General features: G+C 63.3%; 18 protein-coding genes. 8 read left to right on the forward strand and 10 right to left on the reverse strand.

Features of this window, described 5'->3' with window-relative positions; all coding sequences use genetic code 11:
- The first annotated feature begins 376 nt into the window (after positions 1-376).
- Positions 377-1777, forward strand: a complete 1401-nt coding sequence (locus IEC33019_RS12835; RefSeq protein WP_099593610.1) for an MDR family MFS transporter — start codon at positions 377-379, stop codon at positions 1775-1777.
- A gap of 92 nt (positions 1778-1869) precedes the next feature.
- Here the strand turns inward: IEC33019_RS12835 and IEC33019_RS12840 are convergent, their stop codons facing one another.
- Complete coding sequence (locus IEC33019_RS12840) at positions 1870-2502, reverse strand: TetR family transcriptional regulator (protein WP_043206425.1); 633 nt, start codon at positions 2500-2502, stop codon at positions 1870-1872.
- A gap of 253 nt (positions 2503-2755) precedes the next feature.
- Here IEC33019_RS12840 and IEC33019_RS12845 point away from each other — a divergent pair, with 253 nt between their 5' ends.
- The 5 genes from IEC33019_RS12845 (at position 2756) to IEC33019_RS12865 (ending at position 10769) form a co-directional block, all read left to right on the forward strand.
- Positions 2756-3910 carry an efflux RND transporter periplasmic adaptor subunit gene (locus IEC33019_RS12845; RefSeq protein ID WP_070093787.1) on the forward strand — a complete coding sequence of 385 codons (1155 nt, stop codon included), beginning with the start codon at positions 2756-2758 and terminating at the stop codon, positions 3908-3910.
- Positions 3911-3913: 3 nt separating this feature from the next.
- Positions 3914-7066 (forward strand): multidrug efflux RND transporter permease subunit TtgB, encoded by a 3153-nt coding sequence (gene ttgB, locus IEC33019_RS12850; RefSeq protein WP_070093786.1) that lies wholly within the window; start codon positions 3914-3916, stop codon positions 7064-7066.
- Complete coding sequence (locus IEC33019_RS12855; protein WP_070093785.1) at positions 7063-8517, forward strand: AdeC/AdeK/OprM family multidrug efflux complex outer membrane factor; 1455 nt, start codon at positions 7063-7065, stop codon at positions 8515-8517. Before ttgB ends, IEC33019_RS12855 begins: the two co-directional genes overlap by 4 nt.
- A 261-nt stretch (positions 8518-8778) precedes the next feature.
- Entirely contained in the window at positions 8779-10032 is a 1254-nt protein-coding gene (locus IEC33019_RS12860) for an OprD family porin (RefSeq protein ID WP_099593612.1), read from the forward strand.
- 209 nt (positions 10033-10241) lie between these two features.
- Entirely contained in the window at positions 10242-10769 is a 528-nt protein-coding gene (locus tag IEC33019_RS12865; protein ID WP_070093783.1) for a DUF962 domain-containing protein, read from the forward strand.
- A gap of 83 nt (positions 10770-10852) precedes the next feature.
- Here IEC33019_RS12865 and pcaC read toward each other — a convergent pair whose 3' ends face one another.
- The 9 genes from pcaC to pcaR all read right to left on the reverse strand — a co-directional run bounded on the left by pcaC (position 10853) and on the right by pcaR (position 20521).
- Complete coding sequence (gene pcaC, locus IEC33019_RS12870; protein WP_070093782.1) at positions 10853-11245, reverse strand: 4-carboxymuconolactone decarboxylase; 393 nt, start codon at positions 11243-11245, stop codon at positions 10853-10855.
- A 10-nt stretch (positions 11246-11255) separates the two neighbouring features.
- The gene (gene pcaD / locus IEC33019_RS12875; protein WP_070093781.1) at positions 11256-12047 is read right to left on the reverse strand and encodes a 3-oxoadipate enol-lactonase; all 792 of its coding nucleotides are present in this window, start codon (positions 12045-12047) and stop codon (positions 11256-11258) included.
- A gap of 11 nt (positions 12048-12058) precedes the next feature.
- Positions 12059-13411, reverse strand: a complete 1353-nt coding sequence (locus tag IEC33019_RS12880) for a 3-carboxy-cis,cis-muconate cycloisomerase (protein WP_070093780.1) — start codon at positions 13409-13411, stop codon at positions 12059-12061.
- A gap of 9 nt (positions 13412-13420) precedes the next feature.
- A complete protein-coding gene (locus tag IEC33019_RS12885) occupies positions 13421-14710 on the reverse strand; it encodes an MFS family transporter (protein ID WP_070093779.1) in 1290 nt (429 codons plus the stop codon).
- 234 nt (positions 14711-14944) lie between these two features.
- Positions 14945-16150 (reverse strand): 3-oxoadipyl-CoA thiolase, encoded by a 1206-nt coding sequence (gene pcaF / locus IEC33019_RS12890; protein ID WP_170831800.1) that lies wholly within the window; start codon positions 16148-16150, stop codon positions 14945-14947.
- Complete coding sequence (locus IEC33019_RS12895) at positions 16147-16926, reverse strand: CoA-transferase subunit beta (RefSeq protein ID WP_070093777.1); 780 nt, start codon at positions 16924-16926, stop codon at positions 16147-16149. Before IEC33019_RS12895 ends, pcaF begins: the two co-directional genes overlap by 4 nt.
- Complete coding sequence (locus IEC33019_RS12900; RefSeq protein WP_070093776.1) at positions 16923-17783, reverse strand: CoA transferase subunit A; 861 nt, start codon at positions 17781-17783, stop codon at positions 16923-16925. The genes IEC33019_RS12895 and IEC33019_RS12900 overlap by 4 nt, the downstream gene beginning before the upstream one ends.
- Positions 17784-17972: 189 nt before the next feature.
- Positions 17973-19319: an MFS transporter gene (locus IEC33019_RS12905; RefSeq protein ID WP_070093775.1), complete on the reverse strand. Its 1347-nt coding sequence runs from the start codon at positions 19317-19319 to the stop codon at positions 17973-17975.
- 326 nt (positions 19320-19645) lie between these two features.
- The gene (gene pcaR, locus IEC33019_RS12910; protein WP_070093774.1) at positions 19646-20521 is read right to left on the reverse strand and encodes a pca regulon transcriptional regulator PcaR; all 876 of its coding nucleotides are present in this window, start codon (positions 20519-20521) and stop codon (positions 19646-19648) included.
- Between the two features lie 571 nt (positions 20522-21092).
- Between pcaR and IEC33019_RS12915 the strand changes: the two genes are divergently transcribed.
- Positions 21093-21293 carry a hypothetical protein gene (locus IEC33019_RS12915; RefSeq protein WP_070093773.1) on the forward strand — a complete coding sequence of 67 codons (201 nt, stop codon included), beginning with the start codon at positions 21093-21095 and terminating at the stop codon, positions 21291-21293.
- A 319-nt stretch (positions 21294-21612) separates the two neighbouring features.
- Positions 21613-23085, forward strand: coding sequence for an inorganic phosphate transporter (locus IEC33019_RS12920; protein ID WP_070093772.1), 1473 nt, complete (start codon positions 21613-21615; stop codon positions 23083-23085).
- The last annotated feature ends 18 nt before the right edge of the window (positions 23086-23103 follow it).

The following is a 23103-nucleotide window of genomic DNA, read 5'->3' on the forward strand; positions in this document are numbered from 1 at the left end:
CTACCTGACCTGTTCCAACCGTCGCCATCAGGGCGGTCATGCTCGACATGCAGGCAGAGGAATAGAAGGTGTGGGATACAGCAGCATGAAATCCACAGGCAAATGTCTGCACCATGCTGGTGCAAAGCCCGGATTTCAGCCGTTGAGGTCGGATCACGATATCACGCAGCCATGCGCTACTGGATGAATGCGCCAATGCCGATCTTGCATAGGGGATGCGCATAGTACATAGGAAGCTACGTAACTCAGCTACAATGCGGCCTTGTTCCGCGCTTGGCGTTCCTGCCGCCAACGCCCCAAGACAGCGACCACGACAAGGTATTTCCGTGACTGCCGCCCTGCCCCCCCTGTCCTGCGCACAGTCCTCACCGCCCTGATGCTGGCGATTTTTCTCGGTGCGCTGGACCAGACCATCGTCGCGGTGTCCATGCCGGCGATTTCCGCACAATTCAACGATGTCGGCCTGCTGGCCTGGGTCATCTCCGGCTACATGGTCGCCATGACCATCGCCGTGCCCATCTACGGCAAGCTGGGCGACCTGTATGGCCGGCGGCGCATGATCCTCACCGGTACGGCCTTGTTCACTCTGGCCTCGGTGGCCTGCGCCCTGGCCCAGGACATGCAGCAGTTGGTGCTGGCGCGCGTGATCCAGGGTATTGGCGCAGGAGGAATGGTTTCGGTGAGCCAGGCGATCATCGGCGACTTCGTACCGCCTCGCGAGCGCGGTCGCTACCAGGGCTATTTCAGCAGCATGTACGCCCTGGCCAGTGTCGCCGGCCCGTTACTCGGCGGCTGGCTGACGGAGTACCTGTCCTGGCGCTGGGTGTTCTGGATCAACCTACCCCTGGGCCTGTTCGCCCTGTGGGCGATTCGTCGCGCGCTGGCGGGCATGCCGGTACAACGCCGAGAAGCCCAGGTGGATTACCTCGGCGCGCTGCTGCTGATTCTGGGTCTGGGCAGCCTGCTGCTGGGCATCACCCTGGTCGGCCAGGGCCAGGCCTGGCTGTCGCCGCCGGTGCTGGCCCTGTTGGGCGCAGCCCTGCTGGGCCTTGTTTTGTTCATCGACCATGAGCGGCGCTGCCCTGAACCCCTGCTGCCGCTCAAGCTGTTTGGCAACCGCGCGGCGGTGCTGTGCTGGTGCGCGATCTTCTTCGCCAGCTTCCAGTCGATCTCGCTGACCATGCTGATGCCCCTGCGCTACCAGAGCATCACCGGCGCTGGCGCCGACAGCGCCGCACTGTACCTGCTACCGCTGGCGATGGGCCTCCCCCTGGGCGCTTTCACAGGTGGGCGCTTGACCAGCCGCACCGGTCGATATCGCCCTCAGATACTCATCGGCTTCATCCTGATGCCACTGGCCATCCTCGGCATGGCCCTCACCCCCCCCCAATCGGCGCTGCTCGGGGCGGCATTCATGCTGTTGACCGGGATTGCCTGCGGCTTGCAGTTCCCCACTTCGCTGGTAGGTACCCAGAGCGCGGTCGAACTGAAGGACATCGGTGTGGCGACCAGCACCACCAACCTGTTCCGCGCCCTAGGTGGCGCCATGGGTGTGGCCTGCATGTCCAGCCTGCTGCTGGCGCTGCTGCACCAGGGCGGTTTCGAGGCACTGGGTAATCCGTTGTTGGGCAGCCTGCGGGCCGGCGAGCCAGACCCGCTGACCCAGGCGCGGCTACTGGAGACCTTCCGCCACCTGCTGATGACCAGTGCCGTACTGTCACTCCTGGGCCTGGCGGCCGCACTGGCCATGCCAGATCGGCAACTAAGAGGCCGGTGATGTCATCCGCCGGCACTGCAGCGGTGTGCGCGTACCATTAACTCCTCCTTAATAAAAGGGGGAAACATTTCATCACAATCATTCACAAAGTGTCATTTGCGCAAGGAAGGGCTCAAGCGCAGCATATCCAACCCTGTGTCGACCCACCGCTCGACATCACGCAACAGGTCGAAGCTGTCCGGCAACAGCAGCCAGCGTCCGATCAGGCCATCGACATAGGCGAACAAGGCGACAGCGGCACGCTGCACGTCGAGATCCTCGGGCAACTGCCCGCGACGAACTGCATTGGCCATGGCCAATGCGATGCCTTCATGGCAATCCAGCACGGCGCCCTGGCGCTGCTGGCGGATCTCGCACATGTCGTCGGTGAACTCACACTTATGGTGCAGGATTTCATTGATGCGCCGGGTCCTGGCATCGAGCACCAGATCATTGAGCACCTGCAGCAACAAGGTGCGGATACAGCCAAGCGGGTCGAGCTCATCCTCGCTCTCGCTGGCACGGGCGAGGTGATCATGGGTTTCATGCAGGCTGTCCAGCAGCGCCTGAACCAGCTCGGCCTTGTTGTTGAAATGCCAATAGATCGCCCCACGGGTCACACCCGCCAGTTCAGCGATGTCGGCCAGGGTGGTTCGCGCAACCCCGCGCTTGTAGAAGGCCTTTTCCGCCGCCTCGATGATCTGGGCGCGGGTTTCCTGGGCTTCCTCTTTGGTTCGACGGACCATGGCTGCTCAACCTCATCACGACCCGCAAGCTCGACCGGCGCGCGGGGTTCAAGCCGGGGTCGCCTCTTTCAGGGCGCCCTCCGGGGAATATTCAACGGATCCGCAGCACCCCACCTGAGGCTGACTGCGGTATTTACAAACAAGCATGAATGTAAGTATATTCGTTAGTAAGCTATTTATCCACCGGATAGCACCTTTCTGAACACTTCAATTATTCTTGAGCGTCTCCCTGCTCTAGCGACCCGAGGATCCTATGCAATTCAAGCCAGCCGTCACCGCCCTGGTTTCCGCCGTCGCCCTGGCAACCCTGCTAAGTGGCTGTAAGAAAGAAGAAGCAGCGCCTGCGGCGCAGGCTCCTCTGGTCGGCGTTGTCACCCTCCAGCCACAGGCCTATACCCTGACTTCCGAGCTGCCAGGGCGTACCACCGCCTTCCGCATTGCCGAGGTCCGTCCGCAGGTCAACGGCATCATTCTCAAACGCCTGTTCAAGGAAGGCAGTGACGTCAAGGAAGGTCAACAGCTGTATCAGATCGACCCGGCCGTCTACGAAGCCAACCTCGCCAACGCCCAGGCCAACCTGCAAGCCACCCGTTCGCTGGCCGAGCGCTACAAGCAGCTGATCGACGAACAGGCTGTCTCCAAGCAGGAATACGACGACGCCAATGCCAAACGATTGCAGGCCGAGGCTTCGCTCAAGAGCGCCCAGATCGACCTGCGTTACACCAAGGTGCTGGCACCGATCAGCGGTCGTGTCGGTCGCTCCTCGGTCACCGAAGGCGCACTGGTGAGCAATGGCCAGGCTAACGCAATGGCCACCATCCAGCAGCTCGATCCGATCTACGTCGATGTCACCCAGTCCACCGCCGAGCTGCTCAAGCTGCGCCGTGACCTGGAAAGCGGCCAGTTGCAGAAGGCCGGCGAGAACGCCGCCTCCGTCCAGCTGGTGCTCGAGGACGGCAGCCTGTTCAAACAGCAAGGTCGCCTGGAGTTCTCCGAAGTCGCGGTCGACGAGACCACCGGTTCGGTGACCCTGCGTGCCATCTTCCCCAACCCCGAGCACACCTTGTTGCCGGGCATGTTCGTTCACGCCCGCCTGAAGGCCGGGGTCAATGCCAACGCCATTCTGGCGCCGCAGCAAGGCGTGACCCGTGACCTGAAGGGTACCCCCACCGCTCTGGTGGTCAACCAGGAAAACAAGGTCGAACTGCGCGAGCTCAAGGCCAGCCGTACCCTGGGCAGCGACTGGCTGATCGAGGAAGGCCTCAACCCGGGCGACCGCCTGATCACCGAAGGGCTGCAGTTCGTGCGCCCAGGTGTCGAGGTCAAGGTCAGCGAAGCCACCAACGTCAAGAAACCGGGCAGCCCAGACCAGGCCAGCACTGCGAAAGTAGACGCCAAAGCGGAGTAAACCATGTCGAAGTTCTTTATCGATCGCCCGATCTTCGCCTGGGTGATCGCCTTGGTCATCATGCTGGTCGGCGCGCTCTCCATCCTGAAGCTGCCGATCAACCAGTACCCGAGCATCGCGCCTCCGGCCATCGCCATCGCCGTGACCTACCCGGGCGCCTCGGCGCAGACGGTGCAGGACACCGTGGTGCAGGTCATCGAACAGCAGCTCAACGGCATCGACAACCTGCGTTATGTGTCTTCGGAGAGCAACTCCGACGGCAGCATGACCATCACCGCCACCTTCGAGCAGGGCACCAACCCTGACACTGCACAGGTCCAGGTACAGAACAAGCTGAACCTGGCCACCCCGCTGCTGCCGCAGGAAGTGCAGCAGCAAGGTATTCGTGTCACCAAGGCAGTGAAGAACTTCCTGCTGGTGATCGGCCTGGTGTCCGAAGACGGCAGCATGACCAAGGACGACCTGTCGAACTACATCGTTTCCAACATGCAGGACCCGATTTCGCGGACTGCCGGTGTGGGTGACTTCCAGGTGTTCGGCGCCCAGTACGCCATGCGTATCTGGCTCGATCCGGCCAAGCTGAACAAATTCCAGCTGACCCCGGTCGACGTGCGCAACGCGGTCAGCGCACAGAACGTGCAGGTTTCTTCCGGCCAGCTCGGCGGCCTGCCGGCCATGCCGGGTACCCAGCTCAACGCCACCATCATCGGCAAGACCCGCCTGCAGACCGCCGAGCAGTTCGAGAAGATCCTGCTCAAGGTCAACAACGACGGCTCTCAGGTGCGCCTGAGCGATGTCGCCAAAGTCGGCCTGGGCGGTGAAAACTACGCCATCAGTGCCCAGTACAACGGTTTCCCGGCCTCGGGCCTGGCGATCAAGCTGGCCACCGGCGCCAACGCCCTGGATACCGCCAAGGCGCTGCGCAAGACCATCAGCGAACTGGAGCCGTTCTTCCCGCCGGGCGTGAAGGCCGTGTTCCCGTATGACACCACCCCGGTGGTCACCGAATCCATCAGCGGTGTGATTCACACGCTGATCGAAGCGGTGGTCCTGGTGTTCCTGGTGATGTACCTGTTCCTGCAGAACTTCCGCGCCACCATCATCACCACCATGACCGTACCGGTGGTGTTGCTGGGTACCTTCGGCATCCTCGCCGCCGCAGGCTTCAGCATCAACACCCTGACCATGTTCGCCATGGTCCTGGCCATCGGCTTGCTGGTGGACGATGCGATCGTCGTGGTGGAGAACGTCGAGCGGGTCATGTCCGAGGAGGGCTTGCCGCCCAAGGAGGCGACCAAGCGCTCCATGGAGCAGATCCAGGGTGCACTGGTGGGTATCGCCCTTGTGCTGTCGGCGGTACTGCTGCCGATGGCCTTCTTTGGCGGGTCCACCGGTGTGATCTACCGTCAGTTCTCCATCACCATCGTATCGGCCATGGGCCTGTCGGTGCTGGTGGCGCTGATCTTCACCCCGGCCCTGTGCGCCACCATGCTCAAGCCGCTGAAAAAAGGCGAGCATCATGTGGCCAAGCGCGGCTTCTTCGGCTGGTTCAACCGCAACTTCGACCGCAGCGTGCAAGGCTACGAGCGCAGCGTCGGCGGCATCCTGCGCAACAAGATCCCATTCCTGCTGGCCTACGCCCTGATCGTGGTCGGCATGATCTGGCTGTTCATGCGCATCCCCACCGCGTTCCTGCCTGAAGAAGACCAGGGCGTGCTGTTCGCCCAGGTCCAGACTCCGGCAGGCTCCAGTGCCGAACGCACCCAGGTGGTGGTTGACCAGATGCGCGAATACCTGCTCAAGGACGAAGCTGACACCGTCTCCTCGGTCTTCACCGTGAACGGCTTCAACTTCGCTGGCCGTGGCCAGAGCTCGGGCATGGCATTCATCATGCTCAAGCCATGGGAGGAGCGCTCGGCGGAAAACAGCGTGTTCAACCTCGCTGCCCGTGCCCAGCAACACTTCTTCAGCTTCCGTGACGCCATGGTGTTCGCCTTCGCGCCACCTGCGGTACTCGAACTCGGCAACGCCACCGGCTTCGACGTGTTCCTCCAGGACCGCGCCGGTGTCGGCCACGCGAAACTGATGGAAGCGCGCAACCAGTTCCTGGCCAAGGCCGCCCAGAGCAAGGTGCTCAGCGCGGTGCGTCCGAACGGCCTGAACGACGAGCCTCAGTACCAGCTGACCATCGATGACGAACGTGCCAGCGCCCTGGGCGTGACCATCGCCGACATCAACGCCACCCTGTCGATCGCCCTGGGCGGTAGCTACGTCAACGACTTCATCGACCGCGGCCGGGTCAAGAAGGTGTACATCCAGGGCGAACCTAGCGCCCGGATGAGCCCGGAAGACCTGCAGAAGTGGTACGTGCGCAATGGCGCGGGCGAGATGGTGCCGTTCTCCTCCTTCGCCAAGGGTGAATGGAGCTACGGCTCGCCGAAGCTCTCGCGCTACAACGGCGTGGAAGCGGTCGAAATCCTCGGTGCCCCGGCGCCGGGATACAGTACCGGTGAAGCCATGGCCGAAGTCGAGCGCATCGCAGGCGAACTGCCAGCGGGCATTGGCTACTCCTGGACCGGCATGTCCTATGAGGAAAAACTCTCCGGTTCGCAGATGCCGGCGCTGTTCGCCCTCTCGGTCCTGTTCGTGTTCCTGTGCCTGGCGGCCCTGTACGAAAGCTGGTCGATCCCGATCGCCGTCGTGCTGGTCGTACCGCTGGGTATCATCGGTGCACTGATCGCCACCAGCATGCGCGGGTTGTCCAACGACGTGTACTTCCTGGTCGGCCTGCTGACCACCATCGGTCTTGCGGCGAAGAACGCGATCCTGATCGTCGAATTCGCCAAGGAACTGCACGAGCAGGGCCGCAGCCTGTATGACGCGGCCATCGAAGCCTGCCGTATGCGTCTGCGTCCAATCATCATGACCTCGCTGGCGTTCATCCTCGGCGTGGTACCGTTGACCATCGCCAGCGGCGCAGGCTCGGGCAGCCAGCACGCCATCGGCACCGGGGTGATCGGCGGTATGATCAGTGCGACCGTGCTGGCCATCTTCTGGGTACCGCTGTTCTTCGTAGCAGTGTCGTCGCTGTTCGGCAGCAAGAAGCCTGAATCCGACGCCACCCCTGAAACTACTCGTTATGAGGCTGGGCAATGACCAAGTCTTTGTTATCCCTGGCGGTAACCGCTTTCATTCTCGGCGGCTGCTCGCTCATTCCTGACTACCAGACCCCGGAGTCGCCGGTGGCTGCGCAGTGGCCGCAAGGCCCTGCGTACTCGCCGACCCAGTCGGCCGACGTGGCCGCCGCCGAGCAGGGCTGGCGTCAGTTCTTCCATGATCCTGCGCTGCAGCAGTTGATCCAGACCTCGCTGGTCAACAACCGCGACCTGCGTGTCGCAGCCCTGAACATCGACGCCTACCGGGCCCAGTACCGCATCCAGCGGGCCGACCTGTTCCCGGCGGTTTCGGCCAATGGCAGCGGCAGCCGCCAGCGGGTGCCGGCGAACATGTCGCAGACCGGCGAGGCGGGCATCACCAGCCAGTACTCGGCCACCTTGGGCGTCAGCGCCTATGAGCTGGACCTGTTCGGCCGTGTGCGCAGCCTGACCGAGCAGGCCCTGGAGACCTACCTCTCCAGTGAGCAGGCCCGCCGCTCCACGCAGATCGCCCTGGTCGCCAGCGTGGCCAACGCCTACTACACCTGGCAGGCCGACCAGGCGCAGCTCAAGCTGACCGAAGAAACCCTGAAGACCTATGTCGAAAGCTACAACCTCACCCGCCGCAGCAATGAGGTGGGTGTGGCGTCGGCACTCGATGTGAGCCAGGCCCGTACCGCCGTTGAAGGCGCGCGGGTCAAGCTGGCGCAGTACCAGCGCCTGGTCGCCCAGGACCTGAACAGCCTGACCGTGCTGCTGGGCACCGGCGTGCCGGCCGACCTGCCGGCACCGCTTCAGCTCGACGCCGACCAACTGGCCGAGGTCCCGGCCGGCCTGCCATCGGACCTGCTGCAACGTCGTCCAGACATCCAGGAAGCCGAGCACCTGCTCAAGGCCGCCAACGCCAACATCGGCGCTGCCCGCGCCGCGTTCTTCCCGAGCATCAGCCTGACCGCCAACGCCGGTACCCTGAGCCCGGACATGGGCGGGCTATTCAAGGGCGGGTCGGGCACCTGGCTGTTCCAGCCGCAGATCAACCTCCCGATCTTCAACGCGGGCAGCCTGAAAGCGAGCCTGGACTACTCGAAGATCCAGAAGGACATCAACGTCGCCAAGTACGAAAAGACCATCCAGACCGCCTTCCAGGAAGTCTCCGATGGCCTGGCGGCACGCAAGACCTTCGAGGAGCAACTGCAGGCCCAGCGCGACCTGGTGTCCGCCAACCAGGATTACTACCGCCTGGCCGAGCGTCGCTACCGCATCGGGATCGACAGCAACCTGACCTTCCTCGATGCCCAGCGCAACCTGTTCAGCTCGCAGCAATCGCTGATCAACGACCGGCTTTCGCAGCTGGTCAGCGAGGTCAACCTGTACAAGGCCCTCGGTGGCGGCTGGTACGAGCAGACCGGGCAGGCCAATCAGCAAGCTTCGGTGGATACACCGAAAAGCTGATCGACCCAATGGCAACAACGAGCCCACCCTTGCGGTGGGCTTTTTCATGGCAGGCCAGCCCTGGCAGCATAAATTAACCACTACGAACATTCCGTTCGATTACCGCCCCGTTCCGCTTCGAGCGAATTGCCTCACCCCCGACTTCCCCCGCACCATCGCCCACGCAACGTTGCACACGCTCTCACCAAAAGACGCCAGACCCTGCGGCCCGCACCCGCAGCGCACCGGCTCGCCCAAATAAAAACAAGAGATCCGCAACCGATGAGCATTTTGCAACCCGCACGCCAGCTGCTGCCCGGCCTGTTGGCCTTGTCCTGCGCCCTGCCCTCCCTGGCCGCTGAAAGCGGTTTCGTGGAAGGTGCCAAGGCCACCCTCAACCTGCGCAACTTCTACATCAACCGCAACTTCGTCGACCCGGCCAACCGCCAGGGTAAGGCCGAAGAATGGACCCAGAGCTTCATTCTCGATGCCCGCTCCGGCTTCACCCAAGGCACGGTCGGTTTCGGCCTGGACGTGCTCGGGCTCTACTCGATCAAGCTCGATGGCGGCAAGGGCACGGCCGGCACCCACCTGCTGCCCGTGCATGACGACGGCCGCCCCGCCGATGATTTCGGCCGCCTTGGCGTGGCGCTCAAAACGAAGGTGTCGCAGACCGAACTGAAGGTCGGTGAATGGATGCCGGTGCTGCCGATCCTGCGCTCGGACGACGGCCGCTCATTACCGCAGACCTTCCGCGGCGGCCAGCTCACCTCCCAGGAGATCGCCGGGCTGACCCTGTACGCCGGCCAGTTCCGTGGCAACAGCCCGCGCAACGACGCCAGCATGGAAGACATGTCGCTCAATGGCCTAGCCGCCTTCACCTCCGATCGCTTCAACTTCGCGGGCGGCGAGTACACCTTCAACGACAAGCGCACGATGGTTGGCCTGTGGAACGCCCAGCTCAAGGACATCTACCGCCAGCAGTACCTGAACCTGGTACACAGCCAACCGCTGGGCGACTGGACCCTAGGCGCCAATCTCGGCTACTTCGTCGGCGGCGAGGACGGTGCCGAGCGCGCCGGCAAACTGGACAACCGCACCGCCTCGGCCATGCTCTCGGCACGCTACCAAGGCCATACGTTCTACCTGGGTTTGCAGAAAGTCAGCGGTGATGACGCCTGGATGCGCGTCAACGGCACCAGCGGCGGCACCCTGGCCAACGACAGCTACAACTCGAGCTTCGACAATGCCAAGGAGCGCTCCTGGCAGTTGCGCCACGATTTCAACTTCGTCGCCCTCGGCGTGCCCGGCCTGACCTTGATGAACCGCTACATCAAAGGCGACAACGTGCAGGCAGGCGGTGTCACTGACGGCAAGGAATGGGCCCGGGAAACCGAGCTTGCCTATGTGATCCAGGCCGGCACGTTCAAGGACCTGTCACTGAAATGGCGCAACTCCACCATGCGCCGGGACTTCAGCACCAACGCGTTCGACGAGAACCGCCTGATCATCAGCTATCCGCTGAACCTGCTATAGCCAGGCCAGGCCATCATTCGCAGCGCTGATGGCAGGCCATCACCCGCCCCCGGTTCCGGCGCTGCTGGCCTGGCGCTATGCTCAGCATCAAGCCCGTTCACGAGTGAACCCGCTCTCATCGGCCCATATGGGCCCTTTGCGAGGGCGGGCTTATCCGCCAATGGGCCGATACAGGCATTGGAAAACCAGGCCCCCAGGGAGGAACAACCATGAAGACCCTCGTCGACCACCTGAGCCAGTACGCCAGCTATCACCGCGACCCACGCAACATCGCTACCCACTTCGTCGGAATTCCGCTGATCGTGCTGGCGGTGACCATTCTGCTGTCACGCCCCGGTGTATCGATGGCAGGTTTATGGCTCTCCCCCGCGCTGCTGGTCGCCGCCGCCTCGGTGTGGTTCTACCTGCGCCTGGATGTACGCTTCGGGTTGGTCATGGGCGCGTTGCTGGGGGTGTGCCTGTGGATCGGCCAGGCGCTCGCGGTGCAGGCCACCGGGCTGTGGCTGAGCGCCGGGCTCGGTGCCTTCGTGGTGGGTTGGATCATCCAGTTCGTCGGCCATTATTACGAAGGCCGAAAGCCGGCATTCGTGGACGATATCAGCGGGCTGATCATCGGCCCGCTGTTCGTGGTGGCGGAGCTGGCCTTCATGTTGGGGCTGTGCCCGGCGCTCAAGCGCGCCGTGGAGGCCAATGCCGGACCCGTGGCGGTGCGGCACAAGAAAACGGCAGTGCGATAACACCAAGAGCCGCTCCAGATACAGCGTCGGGCCTCTAGGAGCGGCCTTGTATCGCGATGGGCTGCAACGCAGCCCCCTTTCCCTCACTGGCGAGACTCTACCCCCAACTCATCCCACACCGACTCGGCCAGGTGGAAGGTGGCATTGGCTGCCGGGATCCCGCAGTAGATCGCACTCTGCATGATCACCTCCTTGATCTCTTCGCGTGTCACGCCGTTGTTGGCGGCCGCGCGCAGGTGCAGCTTGAGCTCATCGTTACGGTTCATGCCGATGAGCATGGCGATGGTGATCAGGCTGCGGGTATGCCGGGGCAAGCCCGGGCGGGTCCAGATATCGCCCCAGGCATGGCGGGTGATCATTTCCTGGAACTCGCCATTGAAGTCGTTGAGCTTCTCCAGGCTGCGGTCCACATGGGCATCACCGAGCACGGCGCGGCGCACCTGCATGCCAGCGTCGTAGCGTTGTTTCTCATCCATCGGAGGTTCCTCAGCAGGCGAGCAGAAAATCGAGCACCCGACGGGTGAACGGCGCGCCGATCTCGACATTGGACAGGTGCGCCGCTGCAAACTCCACGTACGCCGCCCCCGGGATCTGCGCCTGCATGAAGCGACCATGCTCCGGCGTGGTCACCGCATCCGCGGTGCCCGCGACGATCAGGGTCGGTACCGTCACCCCTGCCAGTTGCTCACGAAAGTCCGCATCACGCACCGCCGCGCAATTGGCCGCGTAGCCTTCGGGGGAAGTCTGCGCCAGCATCTGGCAGATACGTTGGGCCTGTTCGGGCTGGGCCTGGGCAAAGCCTGGGGTGAACCAGCGGGCGATGGAGGCATCGCGCAGGTCGACCATCGCCTGCTGGCCGCCCTTGAGCACGGTGTCGATTCGGGTGTTCCACACCTCGTCGTTGGCGATCTTCGCAGCGGTGTTGCACAGGGTCAGGCTGAGCAGACGGTCGCCGGCATTCACACCCAGCCACTGACCGATCAGGCCGCCCATGGACAGGCCGACGAAGTGGGCCCGCGGGATATCCAGCGCATCGAGCAGCGCCAGCACGTCACGGCCCAGCTGTTCGATGCGATAAGGGCCCTCGGTGACCTGCGAGCCGCCGTGGCCACGGGTGTCGTAGCGCAGCACGCGAAAATGCTCGGTCCACGCCGGGATCTGCGTGTCCCACATGTGCAGGTCGGTACCCAACGAGTTGGACAACACCAGCACCGGGGCGTGCTCTGGGCCGTCGAGTTGATAGTTCAATACGCCATCGGCCAGTTGCAGTTGCGCCACAGCGGTCTCCTTCAGGCAGTGAAACGTTGATGTTCAGCCACGGCCCGCGCCACCCAGACGCGGGCCTGGCCCAGGTAATGGGCAGGGTCGAGTAGACGGTCGAGTTCTTCCGCGCTCAGTTCGGCGCTGACCTGCGCATCCTCGCCCAGCACCGCGCGCAGATGGCGTTGTTCGGCCACAGCGCGCTGGCAGCAGTGCTCCAGCAGATGGTGAGCGCGATCACGCCCCAGACGCTGGGCCAGGACGATGCTCACCGCTTCGGCCAGTACCAGCCCCTGGGTCAGGTCCAGGTTACGACGCATGCGCTCGGCATCCACCTCCATGCCCTCGGCGACCACCTGGGCCTGGCGCAGGGCGCCGGACACCAGGCAGCAGATTTCCGGCAGGGTTTCCCATTCGGCGTGCCACAGGCCCAGGCTGCGCTCGTGCTCCTGAGGCATGGCCGCGAACATCGTGGACACCAGGCCCGGCACCCGCGTGGCGGCGCCGATCAGCACCGCCGCGCCCACCGGGTTGCGCTTGTGCGGCATGGTCGAGGAGCCGCCCTTGCCCGGCGCGGAGGGCTCGAACAGCTCCCCCGCCTCGGTCTGCATCAGCAGGCTGACATCGCGCCCGAACTTGCCCAGCGTGCCGGCCACCAACCCCAGCACCGAGGCGAACTCCACCAGCCGATCGCGCTGGGTGTGCCAAGGTTGCTCGGGCAAGCTCAAGCCCAGCTCGCCGGCCAACCCTTCAGCCACCGGCAAGGCCTTGCTGCCCAAGGCCGCGAGGCTGCCGGAAGCACCGCCGAACTGCAGGCACAGCAGGCGCGGACGCAACTCTGCAAGACGCTGACGATGGCGGGTCAATGCGCCCAGCACCCCGGCCAGCTTCATGCCCAGGGTGACCGGCGTCGCGTGCTGCAGCCAGGTGCGCCCCACCAAGGGCGTATCGGCATGCAGCAGGGCCTGGCGGGCCAGGGTCTCGGCCAGCCGGGCAAGGTCGGCCTCGATCAACGCCAGGGCATCGCGCAATTGCAGCACCAGCCCGGTGTCCATAGCGTCCTGGCTGGTCGCCCCCAGGTGCACGTAACGTTCGGCCTCGGGCACGCCGCTGGCGATCACTTTGCCCAAAGCCTTCACCAAGGGAATCGCCGAGTTGCCCGCCGTGGCGATGGCCTCGGCCAGGGCTCGGGTGTCATAGCGTTCGGCGTGGCAGGCAGTCTCGATGGCCGCCACGGCGCTGTGCGGCACCAGCCCGACGGCCGCTTCGGCGCGCGCCAGGGCCGCCTCGAAATCGAGCATGCCCTGCAGGCGGCCACGGTCACAGAAAATCTCGCGCATGGCGGGTGCTGTGAAGTAAGCGTCGAAGAGCTGGTTGGTCATGCAACGTCCTTAATGATCGTGGTGCAGATACGCTGCCTGCTTCGGCAAGCGCAGGCTGAACAGGAAGGCCACCGCCATCATGGCGGTCACGTACCAATAGAAGGTGTTCTCCATCCCCAGGGTTTTCAAGCCCAGCGCCACGTATTCGGCCGACCCGCCGAACACCGCGTTGGCCACCGCATAGGCCAGGCCAACGCCCAGGGCCCGAACCTGTGTGGGGAACATCTCGGCCTTCACCAGACCACTGATCGAGGTGTAGAAACTGACAATGCATAGCGCCAGGGTCACCAGCACGAAGGCCAGGAACGGGCTGGTCACGGTCTTGAGCGCCATCAGCAGTGGCACTGTGAACACCGTGCCCAAGGCGCCGAACAGCATCATCGAGTTACGCCGGCCGATGCGGTCGGACAACATGCCGAACAGCGGTTGCAGGATCATGAACAGGAACAGCGCCCCGGTCATCACGAAACTGGCGCTCTTGGCGTTCATTCCGGCGGTGTTGACCAGGAATTTCTGCATGTAGGTGGTGAAGGTGTAGAAGATCAGCGAACCGCCGGCGGTATAGCCCAGCACGGTGATGAAGGCCGCGGCGTGATTGCGAAACAGCCCGCTGATGGTGCCGGCTTCCTTGTCCTGGCGGGCTTCGGCGCTGCTGGTCTCCTTCAGCGAGCGACGCAGCATCAACGAGATCAGCGCGGCGATGGCACCGACCACGAAGGGGATGCGCCAGCCATAGGCACGCAGTTCGTCTTCGGTCAGCACCTGCTGCAGGATCACCACCACCAACACTGCCAGCAATTGCCCGCCGATCAGCGTGACGTACTGGAACGAGGCAAAGAAGCCGCGCTGCCCGCGCAATGCCACTTCACTCATGTAGGTCGCGGTGGTGCCGTACTCCCCGCCCACCGACAACCCCTGGATCAGCCGCGCCAGCAACAACAGGGCCGGCGCCCAGGTGCCGATGCTCGCGTAGGTCGGCAGGCAGGCGATGATCAGCGAGCCGCCGCACATCATCAGCACCGAGATCATCAGGGAATTCTTGCGACCGTGGCGGTCGGCCAGACGGCCGAAGATCCAGCCACCGATCGGACGCATCAGAAAGCCTGCGGCGAACACCCCGGCGGTGTTGAGCAGCTGCACGGTGGGATCGTCCGAGGGGAAGAAGGCCGGGGCGAAGTAGATCGCGCAGAAGGCATAGACGTAGAAATCGAACCATTCCACCAGGTTGCCCGAGGAGGCACCGACGATGGCGAAGATGCGCTTACTGCGTTCTTCGCCTGTGTAGTAGCTAGAGGTCATGACGTGCTTACTCCTAGAAGGTCACTGCTAAGTCTAGACATACCCAGTAACAATCTCGTTCCGCTGTCCTGCCTGCACCTGGCTGATCCCAATCGTGAGGCAGTGGCTCAACAGGGGCCCGTCCTTGTGCTCCAGCTCACGCCCATTCGCGGGTAAACCCGCGCCCACAGGTTCAACGGTGAGCCTGTGTGTGGGTTACCCGCGAATGCGCCGAACCTGCCGGACGTCACCCGATCAAACGCGTTCGATCGCCAACGCCAGCCCCTGCCCTACGCCGACGCACATGGTCGCCAGGCCCTTGCGCCCACCGCTCTTCTCCAGTTGATGCAGCGCGGTCAGCACCAGACGAGCGCCGCTCATGCCCAGCGGATGGCCCAAGGCGATGGCGCCGCCGTTGGGGTTCACCTGCGGGGCGTCGTCCGCGATACCCAGCTCGCGCAGCACGGCCAGGCCCTGGCTGGCGAAGGCTTCGTTCAACTCGATGACATCGAAATCCGCCACCGCGATGCCCAGTCGCTCGGTCAGCTTGCGCACCGCTGGCACCGGGCCAATCCCCATCACCCGAGGCGCCACGCCGGCACTGGCCATGCCCAGCACCCGCGCACGCGGGGTGAGGCCATGCTTTTTCACTGCTTCAGCCGACGCCAGGATCAGCGCAGCCGCACCATCGTTGACGCCCGAGGCATTGCCAGCGGTGACGGTCTTGTCCAGGCCGTTGACCGGTTTGAGCTTGGCCAAGGCCTCCAGGGTGGTCTCCGGGCGCAGGTGCTCGTCCTGCTCGACCCATGTCTCGCCCTTCTTGTGAACGATGCGCACCGGCACGATCTCTTCGGCGAAAAACCCTGCCGCCTGGGCTGCCGCTGCCTTCTGCTGGCTACGCAGGGCGAAGGCGTCCTGATCGGCGCGCGAAACCTGGTAATCGTCGGCCACGTTGTCGGCGGTCTCGGGCATGGCATCCACGCCGTACTGGGCTTTCATCAGCGGGTTGATGAAGCGCCAGCCGATGGTGGTGTCCTCAAGCTTCATGTTGCGCGAGTAACCGCTCTCGGCCTTGCCCATGACGAATGGAGCACGGGACATCGACTCCACCCCGCCAGCAATCGCCAGTTCCATCTCACCGCTGGCGATGGCACGGAACGCGGTACCGACCGCATCCATCCCCGAGGCGCACAGGCGGTTGAGGGTCACGCCCGCAACGCTCTGCGGCAGGCCGGCAAGCAGCAGCGCCATCCGCGCCACGTTGCGGTTGTCTTCGCCAGCCTGGTTGGCACAGCCCAGGAACACCTCGTCGAGTTGCGACCAGTCAACCTGCGGGTTGCGCTCGATCAGCGCCTTGAGCGGCACCGCCGCCAGGTCGTCGGCACGCACGCCGGCCAAGGCGCCGCCGAAGCGGCCGATGGGGGTGCGGATGGCGTCGCAGATGAATACGTCACGCATCAGGCTTCTCCTGCCGTCTGGCCATGGGCAGCGGCGGTGCGGGCTTCCAGGTCGCGCAGAGCGCCCAGCTCGACCTCGGTGGGGGCATCGGTGGTCTGCACGCTGTCCGCGAAGCGGATCGGCCAACCGGTGGCGGCGACGATCTGCTCGCGGGTCACGCCCGGGTGGATCGAGGTGACCACGAACTCGTGGGTGCCGGCTTCCGGCTCCATGATGCACAGGTCGGTGATGATGCCGACCGGGCCATCGCCCGGCAGGCCCAGGCGTTTGCGCGAATCGCCGCCCTCGCCGTGACCGACCGAGGTGATGAAGTCCAGCGTCTCGACGAAGGCGCGAGGCGACTGTTTGAGGATGATCAGCACCTGCTTGGCGGAGCCGGCGATCTCCGGCGCACCGCCTGCACCCGGCAGGCGGGTCTTGGGCGCGTGGTAGTCACCGACCACGGTGGTGTTGATGTTGCCGAAACGGTCGACCTGGGCAGCACCGAGGAAGCCCACATCAATGCGTCCGCCTTGCAGCCAGTAGCGGAAGATCTCGGCGGTAGGCACCACGGTATCGGCAGTTTCGGCCAGCTCGCCGTCACCGATCGACAACGGCAACACGCTGGGTTTGGCACCGATCGGGCCAGATTCATAGATCAGCACCACGTCCGGCGAGGACGTCAGGCGCGCCAGGTTGGCAGCCTTGGACGGCAGGCCGATACCCACGAAGCAGACCGCACCGTTACGCAGGCGACGGGCTGCGGCGACGGTCATCATTTCGGAAGTGGAATAGCTCATTGCGCAGCCTCCGCGGTGCTGGCCAGCTTGGCCTTGAATTCATTGAAGTCGGCGGTGCCACGGATATAGGTGTCGATCCAGGCGGTGAACGACTCACGGTGGCGGGCGATCGGGTCCCAGGCCTGGTAGAAGCGGTTGTCGCGCTCGTAGTAACCATGGGCGTAGGACGGATGGGCGCCGCCCGGCACCAGGCATACGGCACTGAGTGCCCAGGTCGGCAGGACACAGGCATTCATCGGCGCCTGCAGGTCGTCGACGATCTCCTCGACGGTGACGATGCAGCGCTTGGCCGCCAGGGCCGCCTCCTTCTGCACACCCAGAATGCCCCAGAGCAACACGTTGCCCTTGCGGTCGGCCTTCTGGGCGTGGATCACGGTGACGTCCGGGCGCACCGACGGCACCGCGGCGAGCACTTCGCCGGAGAAGGGGCAGGTCACGCTCTTGATCAGCGGGTTGACCTTCGGCAGGTCGGAGCCTGCGTAGGCGCGCAGCACGGCAAAAGGCAGACCCGAGGCACCCGCGACGTAGGCGTTGGCCAGGTCAGCATGGCTGTGCTCTTCGATTTCGAGGGCGTGAGGCCACTGTTTTTCCACCGCATCGCGCAGGCGGTGCAGCGAGCCCACACCGGGGTTACCGCCCCAGGAGAAGATCAGCTTGCGCGCGCAGCCGGCACCGATCAACTGGTCGTAGATCAGGTCCGGGGTCATGCGCACCAAGGTCAGATCCTGCTTGTTCTGACGGATGATCTCATGGCCGGCGGCGGTCGGGATCAGGTGGGTGAAACCTTCGAGGGCGACGGTGTCGCCATCCTGGATGAATTGCTTCACAGCGTCGTGAAGCGAGAGGATTGCTGCCATTGGAGACTCCTGGTCAGGACGAGTCGGGTCAGGGAGCAGCGGGCCGATGCATCGCTGCGATAGGCTCAGATTAAGGAGGTGGACGGGGCGCTTACAATCCGATAATCGCACTTTCGTTCGATTATCGAACAATTTGTTGCTCTACTATCCATTCGTTCCAGACCTTAGCGCACGCCCCCTCCTGAGCGATCAGGTCGCGTCGGCGTGGCTCACCAGCCCCTTCACCACCACGCCCACGGTGGCCAGTGCTGCCGGCACCAACAGCGCGGACAGCACTTGGTCGAAATTCCAGCCAAGCCCCAGCAATGTCGCGCCACTCCAGGCGCCGAGGATCGCGCCGAATCGACCGATGCCGAGCATCCACGACACCCCGGTGGCGCGCCCCTGGGTGGGGTAGAACCGCGCGGCCAGCGAGGGCATGGCCGATTGCGCGCCGTTGATGCACATGCCCGCTACCAGCACCAGGGTCGCCAGCAGCGTCATGTTGCCCAGGCTCTGCCCCACCGCATAGGCAAACACCCCCGCCAACAGATAGAACAGGCCAATCACCTTGTGCGGATTGAAGCGGTCCATCGCCCAGCCCACGCCCACTGCGCTTAGCACACCACCGAACTGGAACAACGCGCCAATGAACGCGGCCTGCTCCATGCTCGCGCCGCTGTCACGCATGAGCGTCGGCAACCAACTGGTCAGCAGGTAGACGATGACCAGCCCCATGAAATAGGTCAGCCAGAGCAATACCGTGCCCAGGCCATAGGTACCGGAGAAGATCACCGCGAACACGTTACCAGCCGCCACTGCCTTCTGTTCCGGCACGCTGAAGCTGGATGCCTCGGCCACCTTGGCTGGGGCAATCGGAGCCAAGGTCTTGCGGACCTTGTCGATCCCGCGATTGCGCACAACCAGAAACCGCGCAGACTCCGGCAACCACCCCAGCAGCACCACAGCCAGCAGCAACGGCAGCACCCCACCGATCACCAACAGGCTATGCCAGCCGTAGGCCGGGATCAGCTTGGCGGAAATGAAGCCACCACCTGCCATGCCCAGATTGAAGCCGCAGAACATGCTGGTCACCAGCAGCGACTTGAGTCGCTCGGGGGTGTATTCGGAGAGCAGCGTAGTGGCATTGGGCATACCAGCACCCAACCCCAGGCCGGTGAGAAAACGCAGCACCAGCAGTTGATCGACGTTGGTGGCATAGGCCGAGGCCAGGCTGAAGCCACCGAATACCAGCACCGCGCCGACCAGAACGCCCTTGCGCCCGAAGCGGTCAGCCAAAGGCCCGGAACCCAGGGCACCGAACACCATGCCGATCAGCGCGGCGCTCATCACCGGGCCAAGGCTTGCGCGATCGATGCCCCACTCCTGGGACAGGGCCGGCGCGATGAAGCCCATGGCAGCGGTATCCAGGCCATCGAGAAAAACGATCAGAAAGCACAGGATCACCACCCGCCATTGATAGCGGGACAGTGGCTGGTCATTGATGAAGGATTGGACGTCGAGGCAATTTCCGACAGCGATTTGCGGTTTATTCATTGTTGTTGTCCGGAAAATGAGGCGCAGGCAGGCCACTGCACACTGGGCGTGCGCAGGGAGCAGGATAAGCGAATGAGTCGGTGGATCAGCCAGAAAGCGGCGACGCTGCAGGCGGGTGCGGCCGCGGCAGCGAAAGGACTGTGCTCATGGGGTGCGTCTCGATGTTGTTATTGCCCGGTCGGCAAACCGACCGCTGCGAAAGACATTAATCAGCACATCGGGCGCGTGCAATTCGCAGGAAACGAGACTGTGCGTTTATCGAACAGGAAACGCGCTGAACGGTTCGATCTTGTACCGCGAAGGGACCGCAAAGCGGCCCCACCACGCTACCCAAACAACTGGTGACAGAGATCCCGACTGGCCGCCAACAAGATCGGCAAGAAGCGCTGCTCCAATTCGCTGCGCGTCACTCGCCCCACGTGGGTACTGACGTTGAGCGCCGCGAGCACCTGCCCGGAGGCGTCATAGATCGGCACGGCGATCGAGCGCAGCCCCTGCTCCAACTCTTGGTCCACCACGCACCAGCCTTGGGCGCGCACCTGCTGGATACAGGCGAACAGCGAGTCCGGATCGTGCAGGGTCCGGCTGGTGCGGGCCTTGAGGTCGGCCCGTTCGAGGTATTCCCAAAGGCTGGCATCGTCCAGCGCCGCCAGCAGGATACGCCCCATGGAAGTGCAGTAGGCCGGCAAACGGCCCCCCACCGACAGATCGACCGAGATCAGCCGCTCCACCGTGGCCGAACGGGCGATGTAGAGAATGTCGTCGCCCTCGAGCGTCGCCATGTTGGCCGCCTCGTGCAACTGATCGCTGATCCGGTCCAGATAAGGCTGCGCGGACACCGCCAGGGGGGTCGAGGAAAGATACGCATGCCCCAGGGTCAGGACCTTGGGGAGCAGCGAGTAAGTGCGCCCATCGGTGGTCGCGTAACCCAGTTTGATCAGGGTATGCAGGCAGCGGCGCACCGCCGCCCGCGGGATCTCGGTGCGATGGCTGATCTGGGCGATGGTCAGATGGCGCTTGCGCTCCTGGAAGGCTTGGATGACCGCCAGTCCACGGGCCAGGGAAGTCATGAAGTCCGGGTCACCGGTGAACGCCTGGATACGCTTGGCGGGCGAGGCCACGATCGGCGGTGCCAGCGCAGGCGCTGCGGTACGTCCTGGCTCTGGAGTGGAGGAGGCCTTGTCCTGGGTTTCTTCGCTCATGGTGAACCTCAAAAAAAACGGTCGCTTGTGCGATTATCGAACCAACGGCCGATAATCGCAATTGACCGCTGACACTTTTGCTTATACCTTTCTCCTGCCACATGTGGCTTCTTTGGAGAGACTGGTCAGGTACCCACCGTAGAAGTCCCCAGGCAACGGCCTCGTTACCTACGAGGCCGTTTTTCTTTTTCTTGTTGTTCGCCGAACTTCCATGGGCGCGCACGCCTCAAACTTTCAGGGTCAATCTGATTATCGCCATCGTGCGCCGTCCATAACTTTTTGAATGTTTTGGCACGTGCCGTTAAAGAATGATGGCCATTGACTTATCGATTGCTATAATCAAATTCGCTGGCCGGATCGCTCTTTACAGAACGACCGCCTCCGGCGTCTCCTTCGAGCCGCCGCCAGCAAGCCAGGTGCAGGGCTCAGGGCCTACTCCCCGTTAATCCAAGTGCCATGTACCTCATGGATCCTGTCGCTGCGACAGCATGTTCGCCTTGGTGACGTAGCCGCCTGCATAACTTTGCAGGATGAAGGCCAAGGCAAAATTTCAACCTATTCGGGTATTACTGTGACGAAAGAAGAACTGCGCGCGGAACTCGAGCGCCAGGCTGAACGTTACAAGGAAGTATACGGTGGTGAAGTCACCACCTACGCCGCGCAATCGGAACCTGAGCGCAAACCTTGGCGCAAGCGCGCCACTGTCCAAGACCAGGTCTTCGCCCAAGAGCTGGAAAAAATGGAAAAGGAACTGCGCAGCGAGAACACCTGACCCGGTGTGACTTGCGAAGTGACGCACCACCGCCTGCAGGGTGTTGGTGCGCGCCAGGGTTTTACTGAAGCGACATGAATGAAATGGAATTATACAAATTTCATACAGCCGTTTGAATCGCTCCGCATTTTCACGATTGCGAATTTTGCCTGTTTTATTACGGTTTTTTACCGACTTTAACCGCGCAAATCCTCGCTGATCTCTCCACTATCGACAGCATCAACGAGGGTTTCTCTGCCTCGTCGATCTGTCGCGGGGGCATCGATTGCCAAGGTTTTCTGGCATAATCGCGCCCCCCTATGACCGCCAGACAACCTTCATGATCGATTTATTCAGCGGACTGGATGCGTGGGTGCTGGTGAGCTTGCTGCTCGCTCTGACCTTCGTGCTCGCATTCGAGTTCATCAATGGCTTTCATGACACCGCCAACGCGGTAGCCACTGTCATCTATACCAAAGCCATGCCACCGCACCTGGCTGTATTCTTCTCCGGGGTGTTCAACTTCCTTGGGGTTCTGCTCGGCGGTGTCGGGGTGGCCTATGCCATCGTCCACCTGCTGCCGGTCGAACTGCTGATCAACGTGAACACCGGCCACGGACTGGCCATGGTCTTCTCGTTGCTGGCCGCGGCCATCACCTGGAACCTGGGCACCTGGTACTTCGGCATTCCCGCTTCCAGCTCCCATACCCTGATCGGCTCGATCCTCGGTGTGGGCCTGGCCAATGCCCTGATCAACGACATCCCCCTGGGCGATGGCGTCAACTGGCAGAAGGCAATCGACATCGCCATGTCGCTGGTGGTCTCGCCGATGGCCGGCTTCGCCGTCGCCGCCCTGGTACTGATCGGTCTCAAATGGTGGCGCCCGCTGTCGAAGATGCACAAGACACCGGAACAACGCCGCAAGCTGGACGACAAGAAGCACCCACCCTTCTGGAACCGTCTGGTGCTGGTGATTTCCGCGATGGGCGTCAGCTTCGTGCATGGCTCCAATGACGGCCAGAAAGGCATCGGCCTGATCATGCTGGTACTGATCGGCATCGTTCCTGCCAAGTTCGTCCTCGACCTGAACAGCACCACCTACCAGATCGAGCGCACCCGCGACGCGACCCTGCACATGAGCCAGTTCTACCAGCGCAACGCCGCCACCCTGGGCGAGTTCCTGGCACTGGGCAAGGCCAAGTCGACCGACCTGCCGGAGCAGTTCAGCTGCAACCCGCAGCAGACCGAGCCGACCATCGCCGCCCTGCAATCGTCGCTGCACGGTGTCACCGACTACCGCGACCTGAGCGCAGAGAAGCGCGTCGAAGTCCGTCGCTACCTGCTCTGCCTGGATGACACCGCCAAGAAGGTCGGCAAGCTTCCAGGCCTGGAAAGCCGTGAAAAGGCCGACCTCGAGAAGCTGCGCAAAGACCTGACCGCCACCACCGAATATGCACCGTTCTGGGTGATCGTGGCCGTTGCCCTGGCGCTGGGCCTAGGCACCATGGTCGGCTGGAAGCGCGTGGTACTGACCGTCGGCGAGAAGATCGGCAAGCAGGGCATGACCTACGCCCAGGGCATGTCGGCGCAGATCACCGCGGCCTGTGCCATCGGCATGGCCAACGTGTTCAGCCTGCCGGTCTCGACCACCCACGTATTGTCGTCGGGTGTGGCCGGTACCATGGTCGCCAACAAAAGCGGCCTGCAAGGCGGCACCGTGAAGACCATCCTGCTGGCCTGGGTCTTGACCTTGCCAGCCTCGATGGGCCTTGCCGCCGGCCTGTTCTGGCTGGCCTCCAAGGCCATCGGCTGATCGATACCGCTTGTCTAG

Origin of the sequence: Pseudomonas putida (assembly GCF_002741075.1) — a bacterium.
Lineage (GTDB): Bacteria > Pseudomonadota > Gammaproteobacteria > Pseudomonadales > Pseudomonadaceae > Aquipseudomonas > Aquipseudomonas putida_T.

Bases quoted from the DNA above. Each gene is read 5' to 3' on its own strand.
- pcaR (WP_070093774.1), bottom strand. From the start codon at position 20,521: ATGAGCGAAGAAACCCAGGACAAGGCCTCCTCCACTCCAGAGCCAGGA.
- IEC33019_RS12885 (WP_070093779.1), bottom strand. From the start codon at position 14,710: ATGACCTCTAGCTACTACACAGGCGAAGAACGCAGTAAGCGCATCTTC.
- IEC33019_RS12880 (WP_070093780.1), bottom strand. From the start codon at position 13,411: ATGACCAACCAGCTCTTCGACGCTTACTTCACAGCACCCGCCATGCGC.
- IEC33019_RS12865 (WP_070093783.1), top strand. From the start codon at position 10,242: ATGAAGACCCTCGTCGACCACCTGAGCCAGTACGCCAGCTATCACCGC.
- IEC33019_RS12920 (WP_070093772.1), top strand. From the start codon at position 21,613: ATGATCGATTTATTCAGCGGACTGGATGCGTGGGTGCTGGTGAGCTTG.
- IEC33019_RS12860 (WP_099593612.1), top strand. From the start codon at position 8,779: ATGAGCATTTTGCAACCCGCACGCCAGCTGCTGCCCGGCCTGTTGGCC.
- IEC33019_RS12845 (WP_070093787.1), top strand. From the start codon at position 2,756: ATGCAATTCAAGCCAGCCGTCACCGCCCTGGTTTCCGCCGTCGCCCTG.
- IEC33019_RS12835 (WP_099593610.1), top strand. From the start codon at position 377: ATGCTGGCGATTTTTCTCGGTGCGCTGGACCAGACCATCGTCGCGGTG.
- IEC33019_RS12840 (WP_043206425.1), bottom strand. From the start codon at position 2,502: ATGGTCCGTCGAACCAAAGAGGAAGCCCAGGAAACCCGCGCCCAGATC.
- ttgB (WP_070093786.1), top strand. From the start codon at position 3,914: ATGTCGAAGTTCTTTATCGATCGCCCGATCTTCGCCTGGGTGATCGCC.
- IEC33019_RS12895 (WP_070093777.1), bottom strand. From the start codon at position 16,926: ATGAGCTATTCCACTTCCGAAATGATGACCGTCGCCGCAGCCCGTCGC.
- IEC33019_RS12905 (WP_070093775.1), bottom strand. From the start codon at position 19,319: ATGAATAAACCGCAAATCGCTGTCGGAAATTGCCTCGACGTCCAATCC.
- IEC33019_RS12855 (WP_070093785.1), top strand. From the start codon at position 7,063: ATGACCAAGTCTTTGTTATCCCTGGCGGTAACCGCTTTCATTCTCGGC.
- IEC33019_RS12900 (WP_070093776.1), bottom strand. From the start codon at position 17,783: ATGGCAGCAATCCTCTCGCTTCACGACGCTGTGAAGCAATTCATCCAG.
- pcaC (WP_070093782.1), bottom strand. From the start codon at position 11,245: ATGGATGAGAAACAACGCTACGACGCTGGCATGCAGGTGCGCCGCGCC.